This is a genomic window from Flavobacterium sp. N1736, from assembly GCF_025947065.1.
Classification (GTDB): Bacteria; Bacteroidota; Bacteroidia; order Flavobacteriales; family Flavobacteriaceae; genus Flavobacterium.
In genome coordinates this window covers 1275910-1292382 of record NZ_CP109994.1, presented here as the reverse complement: position 1 = coordinate 1292382, position 16473 = coordinate 1275910, and the positions used below count along the sequence as shown (strand labels likewise).

14 protein-coding genes and 1 pseudogene are annotated in these 16473 nt (G+C 33.1%); 7 read left to right on the top strand and 8 right to left on the bottom strand.

What is annotated here, in order from left to right; all coding sequences use genetic code 11:
• Nucleotides 1-117: 117 nt before the first annotated feature.
• From lpxA to OLM54_RS05560, 4 genes are all read right to left on the bottom strand, one after another.
• Nucleotides 118-903: an acyl-ACP--UDP-N-acetylglucosamine O-acyltransferase gene (gene lpxA / locus OLM54_RS05575; RefSeq protein WP_029270176.1), complete on the bottom strand. Its 786-nt coding sequence runs from the start codon at nt 901-903 to the stop codon at nt 118-120.
• A gap of 74 nt (nt 904-977) precedes the next feature.
• Nucleotides 978-2366 (bottom strand): bifunctional UDP-3-O-[3-hydroxymyristoyl] N-acetylglucosamine deacetylase/3-hydroxyacyl-ACP dehydratase, encoded by a 1389-nt coding sequence (locus OLM54_RS05570; protein ID WP_264537607.1) that lies wholly within the window; start codon nt 2364-2366, stop codon nt 978-980.
• Nucleotides 2359-3402: a UDP-3-O-(3-hydroxymyristoyl)glucosamine N-acyltransferase gene (gene lpxD / locus OLM54_RS05565; RefSeq protein WP_264537606.1), complete on the bottom strand. Its 1044-nt coding sequence runs from the start codon at nt 3400-3402 to the stop codon at nt 2359-2361. Before lpxD ends, OLM54_RS05570 begins: the two co-directional genes overlap by 8 nt.
• 39 nt (nt 3403-3441) lie before the next feature.
• On the bottom strand, nt 3442-4671 hold the full coding sequence (locus OLM54_RS05560) for an HD domain-containing protein (RefSeq protein ID WP_264537605.1): 1230 nt from the start codon (nt 4669-4671) through the stop codon (nt 3442-3444).
• A gap of 220 nt (nt 4672-4891) precedes the next feature.
• Between OLM54_RS05560 and OLM54_RS05555 the strand changes: the two genes are divergently transcribed.
• The 4 genes from OLM54_RS05555 (at nt 4892) to OLM54_RS05540 (ending at nt 8821) form a co-directional block, all read left to right on the top strand.
• Nucleotides 4892-6445: a bifunctional response regulator/alkaline phosphatase family protein gene (locus OLM54_RS05555; RefSeq protein WP_264537604.1), complete on the top strand. Its 1554-nt coding sequence runs from the start codon at nt 4892-4894 to the stop codon at nt 6443-6445.
• A 143-nt stretch (nt 6446-6588) separates the two neighbouring features.
• Nucleotides 6589-6996 carry a tRNA (adenosine(37)-N6)-threonylcarbamoyltransferase complex ATPase subunit type 1 TsaE gene (gene tsaE / locus OLM54_RS05550; RefSeq protein ID WP_264537603.1) on the top strand — a complete coding sequence of 136 codons (408 nt, stop codon included), beginning with the start codon at nt 6589-6591 and terminating at the stop codon, nt 6994-6996.
• A 202-nt stretch (nt 6997-7198) separates the two neighbouring features.
• Complete coding sequence (locus OLM54_RS05545) at nt 7199-8398, top strand: alanine dehydrogenase (RefSeq protein ID WP_059115633.1); 1200 nt, start codon at nt 7199-7201, stop codon at nt 8396-8398.
• Nucleotides 8399-8434: 36 nt separating this feature from the next.
• The gene (locus OLM54_RS05540) at nt 8435-8821 is read left to right on the top strand and encodes a DUF4258 domain-containing protein (RefSeq protein ID WP_264537602.1); all 387 of its coding nucleotides are present in this window, start codon (nt 8435-8437) and stop codon (nt 8819-8821) included.
• A gap of 117 nt (nt 8822-8938) precedes the next feature.
• Here OLM54_RS05540 and OLM54_RS05535 read toward each other — a convergent pair whose 3' ends face one another.
• Complete coding sequence (locus tag OLM54_RS05535; protein ID WP_264537601.1) at nt 8939-9604, bottom strand: uracil-DNA glycosylase; 666 nt, start codon at nt 9602-9604, stop codon at nt 8939-8941.
• Between the two features lie 132 nt (nt 9605-9736).
• Here OLM54_RS05535 and OLM54_RS05530 point away from each other — a divergent pair, with 132 nt between their 5' ends.
• The 3 genes and pseudogenes from OLM54_RS05530 (at nt 9737) to OLM54_RS05520 (ending at nt 13220) form a co-directional block, all read left to right on the top strand.
• Nucleotides 9737-11902, top strand: a complete 2166-nt coding sequence (locus OLM54_RS05530; protein ID WP_264537600.1) for an endonuclease MutS2 — start codon at nt 9737-9739, stop codon at nt 11900-11902.
• A 355-nt stretch (nt 11903-12257) separates the two neighbouring features.
• A complete protein-coding gene (locus tag OLM54_RS05525; RefSeq protein ID WP_264537599.1) occupies nt 12258-12563 on the top strand; it encodes a GIY-YIG nuclease family protein in 306 nt (101 codons plus the stop codon).
• A gap of 214 nt (nt 12564-12777) precedes the next feature.
• A pseudogene (locus tag OLM54_RS05520) lies at nt 12778-13220 on the top strand (thiol-disulfide oxidoreductase DCC family protein).
• A 226-nt stretch (nt 13221-13446) separates the two neighbouring features.
• Here the strand turns inward: OLM54_RS05520 and ettA are convergent.
• From ettA to holA, 3 genes are all read right to left on the bottom strand, one after another.
• A complete protein-coding gene (gene ettA, locus OLM54_RS05515) occupies nt 13447-15138 on the bottom strand; it encodes an energy-dependent translational throttle protein EttA (protein WP_264537598.1) in 1692 nt (563 codons plus the stop codon).
• Between the two features lie 76 nt (nt 15139-15214).
• On the bottom strand, nt 15215-15397 hold the full coding sequence (locus tag OLM54_RS05510; RefSeq protein WP_035680915.1) for a CAL67264 family membrane protein: 183 nt from the start codon (nt 15395-15397) through the stop codon (nt 15215-15217).
• Between the two features lie 67 nt (nt 15398-15464).
• Nucleotides 15465-16469 carry a DNA polymerase III subunit delta gene (gene holA / locus OLM54_RS05505; RefSeq protein ID WP_264537597.1) on the bottom strand — a complete coding sequence of 335 codons (1005 nt, stop codon included), beginning with the start codon at nt 16467-16469 and terminating at the stop codon, nt 15465-15467.
• Nucleotides 16470-16473 lie beyond the last annotated feature (4 nt).

Sequence of the window (16473 nt, the reverse complement as noted above, 5' to 3'; positions counted from 1 at the left end):
ATTTTAGAATGTAGATTTTAGATTCTCAACAGAATCAATCTTCATTTTTTATATTTAATGATATTATTTTTTAATCTGCAGCTTAGAAATCTAAAATCAGAAATCTAAACTCTAAAATTAATAATTCCCTGAATAACCTTTCATAATTCCTCTTGATGAATTTCTGATAAAATCCAGAATTTCATCTCTCTCAGGAGTAGCTTCCATTTCAGCTTCAATAATACTTAAAGCCTGAGTAGTATTGTAATTTTTTTGATATAAAATTCTGTAAATTTCCTGAATTTCTCTAATTTTTTCAGTACTAAATCCTCTTCTTCTTAAACCAACAGAATTAATTCCTACGTATGATAATGGTTCTTTTGCCGCTTTTGTATAAGGCGGAACATCTTTTCTAACCAAAGATCCACCAGAAATCATAGCATGATCTCCAATATGAATAAATTGGTGAATAGCTGCCAAACCACCAATAACTGCGTGATTACCAACAACTACGTGACCTGCAAGAGCAACTCCGTTTACAATAATAGCATTATTTCCAATCTCACAATCATGCGCAATATGGGCATAAGCCATAACTAAACAATTGTTACCCAAAATAGTTTGCCCTGAAGCAACTGTACCTCTATTTATAGTTACACACTCTCTAATCGTACAATTGTCGCCAATTATCGCAAGAGAATCTTCTCCGCCAAATTTTAAATCTTGTGGTACCGCAGAAATTACCGCTCCCGGAAAAATATTGCAATTTTTACCAATTCGAGCGCCTTCCATAATGGTTACATTTGAACCAATCCAGGTACCATCACCAATAACAACATTATTGTGAATTGTTGTAAAAGGCTCAATTACAACATTTTTAGCGATTTTAGCGCCAGGATGAACATATGCTAATGGTTGATTCATCTGTAAGTTTTATATTTTAAATTAAAATAATCTAATTTGGGCAACAAACGTAAACAATAAATTTGATAAAATTATTATTGTTTTTTTACAATTTGCGCCATTAATTCTGCCTCAGTAACTAATTTACCATTTGCGTAAGCATTTGCCTGCATATGACAGATTCCTCTACGGATAGGAGAAATCAATTCGCATTTGAAAATCAGCGTATCTCCGGGCAATACTTTATGTTTGAATTTAACATTATCAATTTTCATGAAATATGTTAAATAATTTTCAGGATCCGGAACCGTGCTTAAAACCAAAATTCCTCCTGTTTGAGCCATAGCTTCAACAATTAAAACTCCCGGCATTACCGGAGCCTCAGGAAAATGTCCTACAAAGAAATTTTCATTCATTGTAACATTTTTCAAACCAACTACATGGCGGTCAGACATTTCTATAATTCTGTCAATCAACAAAAATGGTGGACGGTGAGGTAACATCGCCATGATTTTGTGAATATCCATCAAAGGTTCTTTATTCAGATCATAAACCGGAACATGATTTCTTTGTTCGATTTTAATGATTTTTCCAATCTTTTTAGCAAATTGGGTATTTACGTAATGCCCAGGCTTATTTGCAATAATTTTTCCTTGAATTCTAACACCAATTAAAGCTAAATCACCCACAACATCTAATAATTTATGACGCGCAGCTTCGTTTGGATAATGTAAAGTAAGGTTATCTAAAACACCATTTGGTTTTACCGAAATTTTATCCTTACCAAAAGCCTTCTTTAAATTTTCCATTGTAGAGTCAGATATTTCCTTATCTACATAAACAATAGCATTATTTAAATCTCCGCCTTTAATTAAACCATGTTCTAATAAAGACTCTAACTCATGCAGGAAACTAAAAGTTCTTGAATTTGCGATTTCATCTTTAAAATCGGCAATACTTTTCATAGTAGCATTTTGAGTACCTAAAACTTTAGTACCAAAATCAACCATTGCAGTAACTTGATAATCATCGCTTGGCATTACCAAAATCTCACTTCCCGTAGCTTCATCAGTAAACGAAATAACTTCTTTTACTACATAAACATTACGTTTAGAATCTTGTTCTTCGATTCCGGCTTTTTCAATAGCTTCAACAAAATATTTTGAAGAACCGTCCATAATAGGCAGTTCAGAAGCATTTAATTCTATGATAACATTATCCAGATCACATCCAACCAATGCAGCCAAAACGTGTTCCGGAGTCTGGATTTTTACACCTAATTTTTCTAAATTTGTACCTCTTTGTGTATTAACAACATAATTAGCATCAGCTTCAATCACTGGCTGACCTTGCAAATCAATTCTTACAAAAGTGAAACCGTTATTAATTGGAGCTGGTTTAAAAGTCATTGTAACTTCTTTTCCAGTGTGTAATCCAACTCCTGTTAGCGAAATTTCATTTTTGATGGTCTTCTGTTTAACCATTATTTCCATTTTTTGGGTTTATTATTTGTTTCTTCAATTCTTCCAGTTCGGCCACAATTTTAGGTAAATTCTTAAAATGAACGTATGACTTATTAAAATCAGCATATCCAAGCGATGGAGAACCTTGCAGCACTTCATCATCTTTAATATTTCTTGCAACTCCGGACTGCGCCTGAAGCCTAACGTTATTACCTATTATTAAATGACCTGCGATACCAACCTGCCCGCCAATCATACAGTTTTCGCCAATTTTTGTAGAACCCGCAACGCCTGATTGAGCAGCGATTACAGTGTTTTTACCAATTTCTACATTATGTGCAATCTGAATTTGATTGTCTAATTTAACTCCGTTTCTAATAATTGTAGATCCCAGAGTTGCTCTGTCTATTGTAGTATTTGCACCAATATCAACATTATCTTCTATAATAACATTACCAATTTGCGGTACTTTACTATAAACCCCTTCTTCATTTGGTACAAAACCAAAACCATCTGCACCTATAATTGTTCCTGAATGTATTGTACAATTATTGCCAATTACGGTTTCAGAATAAATCTTAGCCCCGGCAAAAATATATACATTATCACCAATAACAACATTATCACCAATAAAACTATTTGGGTAAATCTTCACATTATTGCCTAAAATCACATTTTGACCAATATAACTAAAGCTTCCCAAGTATAGATTTTCGCCATATTTAGTTCCTTCCGTTATAAAAGAGTGCGCTTCAATCCCGTTTTTATTCAGTTTTACCTGATTGTAAAACTGCAAAAGTTTAGAAAAAGAGGCATACGCATCTTCTACTTTAATTAAAGTTGTAGTGATTTCGGCTTCTGGTACAAAGCTGTCGTTAACAATCGTTACGCTCGCTTTTGTAGTATATATGTAGTTGATATATTTTGGGTTAGCCAAAAAAGTAAGCGATCCTTCCTCGCCTTCTTCGATTTTAGATAAGCGGGAAACTTCTACATTGGGATTACCAACAATTTCTCCTTCTAAAATTCCTGCTATTTGTTCTGCTGTAAATTTCATCGCGACAAAAATATAAAAAATAGATTTTAAATGTTAATTTTAGATAAGTTGTTTTGGATAACAGATGTAATATTTTGTCACCAATTTAGATAATGATTTCAAATTCAGCTGATCAGAAGCTTCAACAACATCCTCAATTGTTTTATCTTTTTTCAAAATTCGTATCGGTTCGGCCTCTTTACTGTATGCCTGATTTTTTATTTTGCCCCGAAATATAAAATATCCCGCATCTACCGATGAAATATGATGTTCCTCTGCAAATTCTTCCTTTAGCGATTGGGATTCTTCCATCGGAATCTTTTCTGCACTCAATTTAATCTTTAGTAAATCCCTGTTAATGATCATTTTACTTAAAGTAGAAAGTATAAAATCATCCTGTTTTTGCCATGCTTTTAAAGCACTTATAATATCAAAATCATCCAATTGTGAAAACAAATCCAGTATTTCGGCATCAAAATCCTCCAATGTAATTTTGTTTTGCATAAAATACGAAAGTGGCTCACTACAAGGCAGTTTAACCCCTTTTAAGGTAAGTTCTTTGGCTCTTTTCAAAACCTTCATCAAAATTAATTCGGCAACCAAACTCGTTTTGTGCAAATAAGCCTGCCAATACATTAACCTTCTTGAAAGCAAAAATTTCTCAACCGAATAAATTCCTTTTTCTTCAATAACCAAAATATCATCCACAACATTCATCATCTGAATCAATCGTTCAGAATTTACATTTCCTTCTGCAACTCCTGTATAAAAACTGTCTCTTTTCAGATAATCCATTCTATCCATATCTAACTGACTAGAAATTAGTTGCAGCATGAATTTTCTATGATATTCTCCTTTAAAAACCTGAATTGCCAGACTTAACTTTCCGTCAAATTCCTCATTAATCTGATTCATGAATAACAACGAAATAGCCTCATGATGCACATCTTCAACAATGCTTTTTTCCATAGCATGCGAAAATGGCCCATGACCAATATCGTGTAGTAAAATGGCGATTAACAAAGCACATTCTTCCTCATTTGAAATTGCAACGCCTTTAAAACGAAGTGTTTCAATAGCTTTTTGCATTAAATGCATGCATCCTAAGGCATGATGAAAACGAGTATGATTTGCTCCCGGATATACCAAATAAGAAAGTCCCATTTGAGAAATACGGCGCAAACGCTGAAAATACGGATGCTGAATTAAGTCGTAAATAAGCTCGTTCGGGATGGAAATAAACCCATAAATGGGATCATTAAATATTTTTAATTTATTAATATGGGTCACTATTTGGTTATTTTTTGGTCAACAAATATAAGTAATTAACTATAAACAGCTTTGGGTTTTTCACTTAAAAAATTGCGATTTTACAGTATTAATTTCTTAGGTAATAACAGAACTAAAATTAAATTTGAAATAAATCTCAAATTGTTATTCTGAATTTTATACTATTTTTAATACTTTTTAAGTTCTATACATTTAAATTGCATTAAAATTAAAACTGTTTATGGATAAGATCAAAATACTTTGGGTTGATGACGAAATCGATCTTTTAAAGCCACATATATTATTTCTCGAAAAGAAAAACTACACTGTAACAACTTCAAATAACGGTCTGGACGCGATTGCCTTGTTCGAAGAAGATAATTTTGATATTGTCTTTTTGGATGAAAACATGCCGGGAATGAGTGGTTTGGAAACACTTTCAGAAATGAAAGAGAAAAAATCGGCAATACCGATGATAATGATTACCAAAAGCGAAGAAGAATATATAATGGAAGAAGCCATTGGTTCTAAAATCGCTGATTATTTGATAAAACCCGTAAATCCAAACCAGATTTTATTGAGTTTGAAGAAAAATCTGGATCATTCGAGACTAATTTCTGAAAAAACGACTTTAGATTATCAAAAAGAATTTAGAAAAATTTCGATGGAATTAGCAATGGTTAATTCCTATGAAGATTGGGTAGAACTATATAAAAAACTGATTTTCTGGGAACTGGAATTGGAGAACATCAACGATCAGGGAATGATTGAAATTCTTGAATCGCAAAAAGTAGAAGCCAATTCGCAATTTGGAAAATACATTGAAAGAAATTATGAAGATTGGTTTGCGCCAAAAGCAGACAAGCCTATTCAGTCGCATACCTTATTTAAAGAACTGGTTGTTCCCGAAATTAAAAAGAAAGACAAACCCGTTTTATTTGTTGTAATTGATAATTTGCGTTACGATCAATGGAAATCTTTTGAAACTGTCGTAGCCAATTATTATAAATTAGAAAAAGAAGTTCCGTATTTCTCTATACTTCCAACAGCAACGCAATATGCCAGAAATGCAATTTTCTCTGGTTTACTGCCTTTGGAAATGGAAAAGAAATTTCCTGAATACTGGAAAAATGATGTCGAAGACGGCGGAAAAAACCTTTATGAAGCAGAATTTTTATCGGCACAATTAAAACGTTTAGGTTTAGATATCAAAGAAGATTATTTTAAAATCACCAATTATGCCGGTGGAAAAAAATTAGCCGAAAACTTTAAAGCCTTAAAAGGAAATGACTTGGTAACAGTTGTTTACAATTTTGTAGATATGTTATCGCACGCAAAAACCGAAATGGAAGTTGTAAAAGAACTTGCTTCTGATGATAAAGCGTATCGTTCCTTAACATTAAGCTGGTTTAAAAATTCGCCATTACTGGAAATTATTCAGCAAGCACAACTTTTAGGTTTTAAATTAATTCTAACTACAGATCACGGAACAATTAATGTAAAAAACCCGTCGAAAGTTGTTGGAGATAAAAATACAAGTTTAAATTTGCGTTACAAAACCGGACGTAGTTTAACCTATGAACAAAAAGATGTTTATGTGGTAAAAGAACCTAAAACAATTGGTTTGCCGGCTATAAATATGAGCAGTTCGTTTATTTTTGCCAAAAATGATTTGTTTTTAGCCTACGTAAACAACTACAATCATTATGTAAGTTATTACAAAAACACGTATCAGCATGGCGGAATTTCTTTAGAAGAAATGATTATTCCGTTTTTGGTATTTAATCCGAAATAAAAAACGGTTTTCAGTTGCAGTTTTCAGTTTTCATCTGAGACTGAAAACTGCAACTGAGACTATTAAAACTAAATATAAACCAATGCCTTCAAGAGAAAAACCTCAGAACTTTTCCTCTTTGAACCTTTGTAACTTTAAAAAAAATGAATATCGTTTTTTCATTAGATCAGATTCAAGAAGTAGCCGAACAGATTTTAGTCCAAAACCCAAAGAAAATCATCCTTTTTAACGGAGAAATGGGCGTAGGAAAAACTACTTTAATTAAACAATTATGCAAAAGTTTAGGAGTTAAAGATGCAACAAGCAGCCCAACTTTTTCTTTGGTAAATGAATACTTTACTTCACAAAACGAAATAGTGTATCACTTTGATTTTTACCGATTAAACAAAGAAACGGAAGCGCTAGATATGGGCGTTGATGATTATTTATACTCCGAAAACTGGTGTTTTATTGAATGGTCTGAAAAAATTGAAAATCTGCTTCCTGAAGAAACTTCAACAATCAATATTAAGTTATTGCCAGATGGAAAAAGAGAACTGGAATTAATTTAAAATCTTTATGAAACTCTGTGAAAAACTTTGTGAATCTCCGTGTTAAAACTTTCACAGAGATTCACAAAGTTTTTAGCAAATATAAAATACTCTAAAAACAGAAAAAATAATATCTTAAAATTCGCTTTTAGTATTAGCAGAATATTTGCACTAATTTTAAAACTTTTTACGTAATTTGTACCCTTAATTTTTCGCATAACCCATGTCAATAACCTTAACTCCATTTACGAAACAACAATTGTTGCCACAAGAAGAAAAACTTGAAGTGGGCCGCTTTAAAAGAGAGCTTTTCATAGGGATACCTAAAGAAACAAGTTATCAGGAACGTCGTATTTGCCTGACGCCGGACGCAGTAAATTCGTTAACTTACGAAGGTCACCGCGTTATGATTGAATCAGGCGCCGGAGAAAGTTCGAGTTATTCTGATAAAGAATACAGTGATGCGGGCGCAGAAGTTACAAAAGATACAAAAAAAGTATTTGGCTGCCCAATGCTGCTTAAAGTCGAACCGCCAACATTAGCTGAAATTGAGATGATTAATCCTGAAACGATTATTATTTCTGCCATTCAGTTAAAAACAAAAAAGAAAGCTTATTTTGAAGCTTTGGCACAGAAAAAAATAACTGCACTTGCTTTTGAATATATTAAGGACGAAGACGGTTCTTATCCGGCTGTAAAATCTTTAAGCGAAATTGCCGGAACAGCTTCTATACTTATAGCATCAGAATTGATGATTACTGACGAATTCGGAAAAGGGCTTTTATTCGGAAACATTACCGGCGTCCCTCCTACCGAAGTCGTTATTTTAGGCGCAGGAACAGTTGGCGAATTTGCTGCCAAAACCGCCATTGGTTTAGGAGCAAACGTAAAGGTTTTTGATAATTCGATTACCAAATTACGCCGCTTACAAAATAATTTAAACCAAAGAATATTCACTTCTACAGTTCAGCAAAAAGCACTACTAAAAGCTTTAAGACGTTGTGATGTCGCTATTGGAGCTATGCGCGGAAAAGAACGCTGCCCAATTATAGTGACTGAAACGATGGTGGAGCACATGAAAAAAGGCGCCGTAATTGTAGATGTAAGTATTGATACAGGCGGTTGTTTTGAAACATCAGAAGTTACAACGCACGAAAAACCAACATTCATAAAAAGTAATGTTCTACATTATTGTGTACCAAATATTCCATCAAGATATTCCAAAACTGCCTCACTTTCAATTAGTAACATACTAACACCATACCTACTTCAAATAGCAGATGATGGCGGTTTAGAAAGTTCTATCAGATGTAATAAAGGTTTAAAAAACGGAATCTATTTATACCACGGAATCCTAACAAATAAAGCAATTGGCGAATGGTTTGATTTACCTGATAACGATATTAATTTACTTGTATTTTAAAAGAACTTTAATGTACCTTTGCCAAAAATTTTACTCATGAAGTTCGTACATCGTTTTGCTTATTATTTGATTGGTCTGGTTATGGGATGCTTTTTTGTAGCCCTTGTTTTTAGTGGAAAAGATACACGTTGCAACTATTTTCCAAACGCAAGAGTTTTAAATAATCTAAGAACAAAACCCTTTCAATATTCTGCAAAAGCAATTCAGACTTTAAACGAAAAATGGGTTGATACTGCCGATATTAAAAATACGCTGACATACGGAGATGTTGATTTTGACAAAAGTAACGTTCCGGTAAACAAAGGAAAACTGTATATTATAGAAGGAAAAACAGTTAAAAATCAGGAAATTATTTTAAAAGTAATCAACTACGAAAATAAAGCAATTCTTGACGAAATTGTTAAGAAGCCTGCTGAAAAATAGTGTTTTTTTTGTCATTTCGACGTAAGGAGAAATCACACTAGAAACTCGACAAAGATTAGCGCTTTTAGGAACGGAATCACTTGTATGATTTCTCCTTACGTCGAAATGACAAAAACATTACCACTCAATCTCTTTCATTCCTTTTGATTTCAAAAAAGCATTAGTCAGACTAAAGTGTTTGTTTCCAAACCAAAACCCTCTATTTGCACTTAAAGGAGAAGGATGTCCTGATTTTAAAATATGATGTTTTGAAGCGTCAATTAATGCGGCTTTTTTTTGAGCAAAACCTCCCCAAAGTAAGAACACAACATTTTCCTTTTCAGCAGAAATCTGTTTAATAACAGCATCTGTAAATTTTTCCCAGCCTTTTCCCTGATGGCTTCCGGCTTCAGACTGTCGAACTGTTAAAGTAGCATTTAAAAGAAAAACGCCCTGATCTGCCCAACGTTCAAGATTACCCGATTTAGGCATAGGTTTATTTAAATCCGTTTCAATTTCTTTAAAAATATTTTGAAGAGAGGGAGGAAAAGGAATTCCATCATTAACAGAAAAACACAAACCATTCGCCTGATTTGGTCCGTGATACGGGTCTTGTCCTATAATAACAACTTTTACCTGATCAAAATGACAATGATCAAAAGCTGAAAAAATTTGATTGCCTTTTGGATAACAAATTTTAGCAGTATATTCAGATTTTACAAAAGCAATTAATTCGTTGAAATATGGTTTTTCAAATTCTTCATTTAAAACTGGCTTCCAGGAAGAATGCATTTTTACGTCCATAATTTTTTATTGCGAATTTCAGAAATTTTTAAGTAAAATCATATTACGAAACGATAAAATTTAGATAAGAAGTTTATAGAATTCAGTCACACTATTTTCGTACTTTTGTACGTACTTTATTAAAGGAATTAAATGATTAGTATTACCGAAAAAACATTACAAGATTTACAATTTCCAACAGTGCTAGAAACCATTTCGGCAGGCTGTAATACAGATATTGGAAAGGAAAAAGCTTTACAAATAACACCATTTAGAGATAAAGAAACTTTGATGCAGGCTTTAATGCAGACATCAGAATATGTTTCGTCTTTTCAAAATAATAACGCAATTCCCAATCACGGATTTGATGCCATAACGCACGAAATCAAGTTTTTAGCAATAGAAGATAGTTTTCTGGAAGTAGGCAGTTTTAGGAAAATTGCAACACTTTCGTCAACATCAAATTTCTTGCTGAATTTCTTAAAAAAATTTGATGACTATTATCCAAACTTAAACGCAAGAGCTTCAAGAGTTGAATATACAAAAGATATTGTAACTCTAATTGACGCCATTGTAGACAAATATGGAGAAATAAAAGACAACGCTTCGCCTGCTCTTTTAAGTATTCGCCAGAATATGAATATCGTTCGCGGCAAAGTAAATCAAAGTTTTGGAGTAGCACTTTCTCACAATAACAGTCTCGGTTATCTGGATGATATCAAGGAAAGTTTTGTGCAAAACCGTAGAGTTTTAGCCGTTTTAGCAATGTATCGTCGAAAAGTAAAAGGTTCTATTTTAGGAAGTTCTAAAACCGGAAGCATTGCTTATATTGAACCGGAAGCTACTTTGCAATATTCCAGAGAATTAGCCAATCTTGAATACGAAGAAAAAGAAGAAATTACCCGAATTCTAAAACAATTATCAAATCAGATTCGTCCGTATTTACCTTTACTAATTGAATATCAGGAGTTTCTAAGTGATATTGATGTCGTTGCCGGAAAAGCAAAATACGCAAACAGAATCAACGGAATTTTACCCACAATTACCGAAGAAAGAAGATTGTTTTTTAGAGAAGCATATCATCCTATTTTGTATCTGAACAATAAACAGAAAAACGAAATTACGCATCCGCAAACAATTGAATTAAAACAAGATAACCGAATCATTGTAATTTCGGGACCAAATGCCGGAGGAAAAACAATTTCCCTTAAAACAGTTGGTTTATTACAATTGATGTTACAATCAGGAATGTTGATTCCGGTTCATGAACGCAGCGAAACTTTCTTGTTTGATAGAATCTTAACAGATATTGGAGACAATCAATCCATTGAAAATCATTTAAGTACATATAGTTACCGATTAAAAAACATGAATTACTTCTTGAAAAAATGCAACAAGAAAACCATGTTTTTAATTGATGAATTTGGTACAGGTTCAGATCCTGAATTAGGTGGCGCTTTGGCTGAAATTTTCTTAGAAGAATTTTACCATCGTGAAGCTTTCGGAATTATTACAACGCATTATTCAAACTTGAAAATTCTGGCTAACGAATTGCCTTTTGCTACAAATGCCAATATGATGTTTGACGAAAAATCGCTTGAACCAATGTACAAGCTGGCTTTAGGTCAGGCAGGAAGTTCTTTTACTTTTGAAGTCGCATTAAAAAATGGAATACCGTTTGGATTGATAAATCGTGCCAAGAAAAAAATCGAAGTTGGTAAAGTTCGTTTTGATAAAACCATAGCAACACTTCAAAAAGAGCGTTCAAAATTAGAAAAAACTTCTATTAATCTTAAAGAAGAAGAAACTAGAGCGCGTGAAGAAAGCAAAAAAATGGAAAACATCAATGTAAAAATCAAACAGAAACTGGAAAGCTATCAGGAATTATACGACAGCAACCAAAAGACAATTTACATAGGTCAGAAAATCGAAGATATTTCTGAAAAATATTTCAACAATAAAAATAAAAAAGAACTTATTGGAGAATTTTTGAAAATCATAGAAATTGAAAATTCAAAACGTAAAAAAGCAACTCCAAAAGAAACAAAAGCTATAATCGAAAAGAAAAAAGAAGTTATTGCAGAAGTTTCTGTTCAGGTTGAAGAAATTCGAAAAGAGAAAAAAGAAAAGAAACTGAAACCTGTTATCGAAAAACCAAGACCTGTTTTAAAAGTTGGCGATCGGGTAAGAATGCTAGACGGAAGATCTGTTGGAAGTATTGATTCCATCGAAAAAAATAAGGCAACAGTTAATTACGGCATTTTTACTTCGAAAGTAAGTTTAGATGAATTGGAATTTGTAGAAGTTGGGAAGAAATAAGTTTTCAGTATTCTGTCGCAGTTTTCAGTTGTTATAAAAGCTTAAATTTAGTCGAAAATTAAAATAAAGCGATTTAAACAAAGATCTTTATAAAAGACAACAATGAAGATGGATATTTTTTAAAAAGTGCTTAAAAATAATTTATGAAAGCCATTTTTTATTTGTAAAATTTATACATTTTATCATTTTAATAGATAAAATAAATAATAATAAAAAACCTACAAACATAGTTTTATTCTTTAGCTTTGTCATTGCGAGGAACGAAGCAACCACACTAACAAAATCAAACTTTGTGTCTAATTGTAGTGAGATTGCTTCGTTCCTCGCAAGGACTCAAACTTAAAAAGATAAATACATGAAGCCAGGTTTTGTATACATTATTACCAATAAATATCAAACAGTTGTTTATACAGGAGTGACTTCAAATCTGCCGAAAAGAATATCAGAGCATAAAAATAAAAAATATCCAAAGTCATTCTCTGCTCGTTATAACACAAATATTTTAGTGTACTACGAACAATTTCAATGGATTGAAGACGCAATAACCAGAGAAAAGCAAATTAAAGCCGGATCAAGAGAGGCAAAAAACGATTTGATTCGTTCTATAAATCCAACTTGGAAAGATTTATTCGAAGAAATTGAAAATATAATGTTTGAGTAATTACAATTGAAACGGAAATACATAATGAGATTGCTTCGTTCCTCGCAAAGACATACGCACGCAAGGTCATTGCGAGGAACGAAGCAACCACACTAAAATAAGTAACCACAATTTATGAAAACCCATGAGATTGCTTCGTTCCTAGCAAAGACGCACGCACGCAAGGTCATTGCGAGGAACGAAGCAACCACACTAAAATAAGTAACCACAATTTATGAAAACCCAAAATGAGATTGCTTCGTTCCTCGCAAAGACTGCTGACGGAAAAAAATAATCCTTTTCGACGGCGTTTGCAATCTTTGCAACGACGCAGTTCAGTTTATCATTAAACATGACAAAAAAGATATTTTTCGTTTTGTGGCATTGCAATCCGAAATAGGAATTGAGATTTGTAATTATATAGGTGTAGATCAAACTAAAATTGATAGTATTATTTTATATAATCCCGGTGTTGCTTATTATTATAAATCTTCGGCAGTAATAGAAATCGCTGAAGACTTAGGCGGGATTTACAGTTTCATTTCTGTTTTTAAAATTCTACCTGAAAAAGTGCGAAATTACATTTACGATTATATTGCTAAAAACCGTTATAAATGGTATGGCAAAAAAGAAAGCTGTATGATTCCTACTCCGGAATTGAAAGCAAAATTTCTTTAATAAAAAATCCCAAATTCACAATATTGTCATTTCGACCAAAGGGAGAAATCACACAAGAAACTTCACAACGAAAATCTAATCTTTGGCGAGTTACGCGTGTGATTTCTCCTTACGTCGAAATGACAAAAAAATAAAAAAAATCCCAAATTCAAATCATGACAATTTGGAATTTGGGATTTTATCCCGATCCCGAAACTTCGGGACGGGATTGAAATTTATCAGATTATTATCTAATTAACTTTCTGTATTTCAAACGTTTTGGCGTTAAATCACCACCTAAACGTTTCTTTTTATTTTCTTCGTATTCAGAGAAACCTCCTTCGAAATAATAAACTTCAGAATCTCCTTCAAAAGCCAGAATGTGTGTACAAATTCTGTCTAAGAACCATCTGTCGTGCGAAATAATTACGGCACAACCAGCAAAATTCTCTAAACCTTCTTCAAGGGCACGAAGCGTATTTACATCTAAATCATTCGTAGGCTCATCCAGTAAAAGTACGTTTCCTTCTTCTTTTAATGTCATTGCAAGGTGCAAACGGTTACGTTCTCCACCGGAAAGCATTGAAACTTTTTTATTTTGCTCGCCTCCACCAAAATTAAAACGTGAAAGGTAAGCTCTTGAATTTACTTGCTTTCCTCCCATCATAATCAATTCCTGACCATCGGCGAAGTTTTCCCAAATAGATTTATTTGGATCAATATTAGAGTGAGACTGATCTACATAAGCGATTTTTACCGTTTCACCAACTGAAAATTCTCCGCTATCTGTTTTTTGCTCGCCCATAATCATTTTGAAAATGGTTGACTTACCGGCACCGTTTGGTCCAATAATTCCAACAATTCCGGCTTGTGGCAAAGTGAAATTCAAATTATCGTACAATAATTTGTCTCCAAAAGCTTTAGCAACATTTTTAGCTTCAATAACATTTGTACCTAAACGTGGACCATTCGGGATATAAATTTCCAGATTTTCATCCAGTTGTTTTTGATCTTCGTTTAATAATTTATCGTAATTCTGTAAACGTGCTTTTTGTTTGGTTTGACGTCCTTTTGCTCCCTGACGAACCCAGTCAAGCTCACGCTCTAATGTTTTTCTACGTTTAGAAGCTACTTTTTCTTCTTGCGCCATACGGCTTGATTTTTGGTCTAACCAGGATGAATAATTCCCTTTCCACGGAATACCTTCTCCTCTATCTAACTCAAGAATCCAACCGGCAACATTATCCAAGAAGTATCTATCGTGCGTTACTGCAATTACAGTTCCGGCATATTGTGCTAAATGCTGTTCTAGCCAAAGTACAGACTCAGCATCTAAGTGGTTGGTAGGCTCATCAAGTAACAGTACATCAGGTTGTTGCAATAACAAACGACATAAAGCTACACGACGACGCTCTCCACCAGAAAGGTTTTTAATAGGCGTATCACCTTCCGGCGTACGCAAAGCATCCATTGCGATTTCAAGTTTCGTATCGATTTCCCAAGCACCAAGAGCATCAATTTTATCTTGTAATGCTGCCTGACGGTCCATCAACTTATCCATTTTATCCTGATCTTCATAATATTCAGGAAGACCAAACAAATCATTAATTTGATTGTACTCTTCTAAAACTGCCATAGTTTCTGCAGCTCCTTCGCGTACAATTTCAATAACTGTTTTAGAATCATCAAGAATAGGCTCTTGCTCTAAATAACCAACAGTATAACCCGGTTGAAAAACAACATCTCCCTGATAATTTTTATCAACTCCGGCAATAATCTTCAAAAGTGAAGATTTACCAGAACCATTTAGTCCTAAAATACCAATTTTAGCTCCGTAAAAGAAACTCAAATAAATATTTTTAAGTACTGGTTTGTCTGCTCCCTGATAGGTTTTACTCAATTTTTGCATTGAGAAAATTACTTTCTTATCGTCTGACATTTGTTTATTTTTATTTTAATTAATTGATTTTTTTTGATTTTATATTGCAATTGTTTTTTTGCAATTGATATTGAAATTATACTCTACCTTTTAATGCGTTAAAAACCCATGCGTTAGCAAAAAAACCAACACCTACCGCTACAAATCCCCAGCCAGATACATCTCTGTATCTAAAAGCGCCAAGACCTATAAGTAACAATCCCATAAGTACCATTATAAAAGTAGCCCATCCTAAAACGGTATTTTTATTCATTCCCATAATTGTGTAATTATTATTTTAAAGTAGTAAAATTTTTAGAGATGCAAATATCGTGAATTTTCGTGGCTTAATTAAATATTTTGTACAGCATTTCTTTTAACAAATCTGACTGAGGCAAAGCATTAGCGCCAACTCCTTTACTTTTAACATCTACATCGCGCAAAGCTCCCACAATCTGACTCACTTTTCGCATTGGATAATTCTTTATTGCCAAATCGTATTCTTTTAAAAAATAAGGGTTTACACCAATTGCAGCTGCCACATTTTTAGGGTTTTTATCCTTTAATCCGTGGTATTTTAAAAGCTGAACAAAAAATCCAAAAACCAACCCCGTTGTCATTACCAATGGATATTCTTTAGGATTATGAGCAAAATTTTCGGCAATTTTATATGCTTTTAACTGATTTCGTTCTCCAATTGCTTTTCTTAATTCAAAAACATTATAGTCTTTACTAAAACCAATGTTTTCTTCAATATGTTGTGGTGTAATAACGGTTCCTTGTGGCAAAATGATTTGTAATTTCTCCAGTTCATTATTGATTTTACTCAAATCTGTTCCTAAAAACTCGACTAACATCGCATTTGCTTTTGGATCTATTGTATATTTTTTTCCTGCAAGAACACGTTTTATCCAATCGCCAACCTGATTTTCGTATAGTTTTTTACTTTCGTAAACCACTCCGTTTTGAGCTAATAATTTGGTAACCTTTTTACGTTTGTCAAGGGTTTTGTATTTATAGCAAAAAACCAAAACCGTAGTTTCCATTGGGTTATTTACATACGATTCAATTTTGTCTATTGTTCTTGATAAATCTTGTGCTTCTTTTACAATAACAACCTGACGGTCAGACATCATAGGATAGCGCTTGGCCGTTGAAACGATATCTTCTACAGAAACATCCCTACCATATAATACAGTTTGATTAAACCCTTTTTCTTCTTCCGAAAGGACATTTTGTTCTATATATTCAGATAACTTGTCAATATAATAAGGCTCCTCACCCATTAAAAAATAAATAGGTTTTATATTTCCGGCTTTTATATCATTAACAATTTTTACAACTTCATCCATTCGG

What these genes read in the sequence shown, in the direction of transcription:
- ettA (WP_264537598.1), bottom strand. Translation starts at nt 15,138, where the DNA reads ATGTCAGACGATAAGAAAGTAATTTTCTCAATGCAAAAATTGAGTAAA.
- tsaE (WP_264537603.1), top strand. Translation starts at nt 6,589, where the DNA reads ATGAATATCGTTTTTTCATTAGATCAGATTCAAGAAGTAGCCGAACAG.
- OLM54_RS05510 (WP_035680915.1), bottom strand. Translation starts at nt 15,397, where the DNA reads ATGGGAATGAATAAAAATACCGTTTTAGGATGGGCTACTTTTATAATG.
- holA (WP_264537597.1), bottom strand. Translation starts at nt 16,469, where the DNA reads ATGGATGAAGTTGTAAAAATTGTTAATGATATAAAAGCCGGAAATATA.
- OLM54_RS05570 (WP_264537607.1), bottom strand. Translation starts at nt 2,366, where the DNA reads ATGGTTAAACAGAAGACCATCAAAAATGAAATTTCGCTAACAGGAGTT.
- OLM54_RS05555 (WP_264537604.1), top strand. Translation starts at nt 4,892, where the DNA reads ATGGATAAGATCAAAATACTTTGGGTTGATGACGAAATCGATCTTTTA.
- OLM54_RS05540 (WP_264537602.1), top strand. Translation starts at nt 8,435, where the DNA reads ATGAAGTTCGTACATCGTTTTGCTTATTATTTGATTGGTCTGGTTATG.
- OLM54_RS05535 (WP_264537601.1), bottom strand. Translation starts at nt 9,604, where the DNA reads ATGGACGTAAAAATGCATTCTTCCTGGAAGCCAGTTTTAAATGAAGAA.
- OLM54_RS05530 (WP_264537600.1), top strand. Translation starts at nt 9,737, where the DNA reads ATGATTAGTATTACCGAAAAAACATTACAAGATTTACAATTTCCAACA.
- OLM54_RS05545 (WP_059115633.1), top strand. Translation starts at nt 7,199, where the DNA reads ATGTCAATAACCTTAACTCCATTTACGAAACAACAATTGTTGCCACAA.
- lpxA (WP_029270176.1), bottom strand. Translation starts at nt 903, where the DNA reads ATGAATCAACCATTAGCATATGTTCATCCTGGCGCTAAAATCGCTAAA.
- lpxD (WP_264537606.1), bottom strand. Translation starts at nt 3,402, where the DNA reads ATGAAATTTACAGCAGAACAAATAGCAGGAATTTTAGAAGGAGAAATT.
- OLM54_RS05525 (WP_264537599.1), top strand. Translation starts at nt 12,258, where the DNA reads ATGAAGCCAGGTTTTGTATACATTATTACCAATAAATATCAAACAGTT.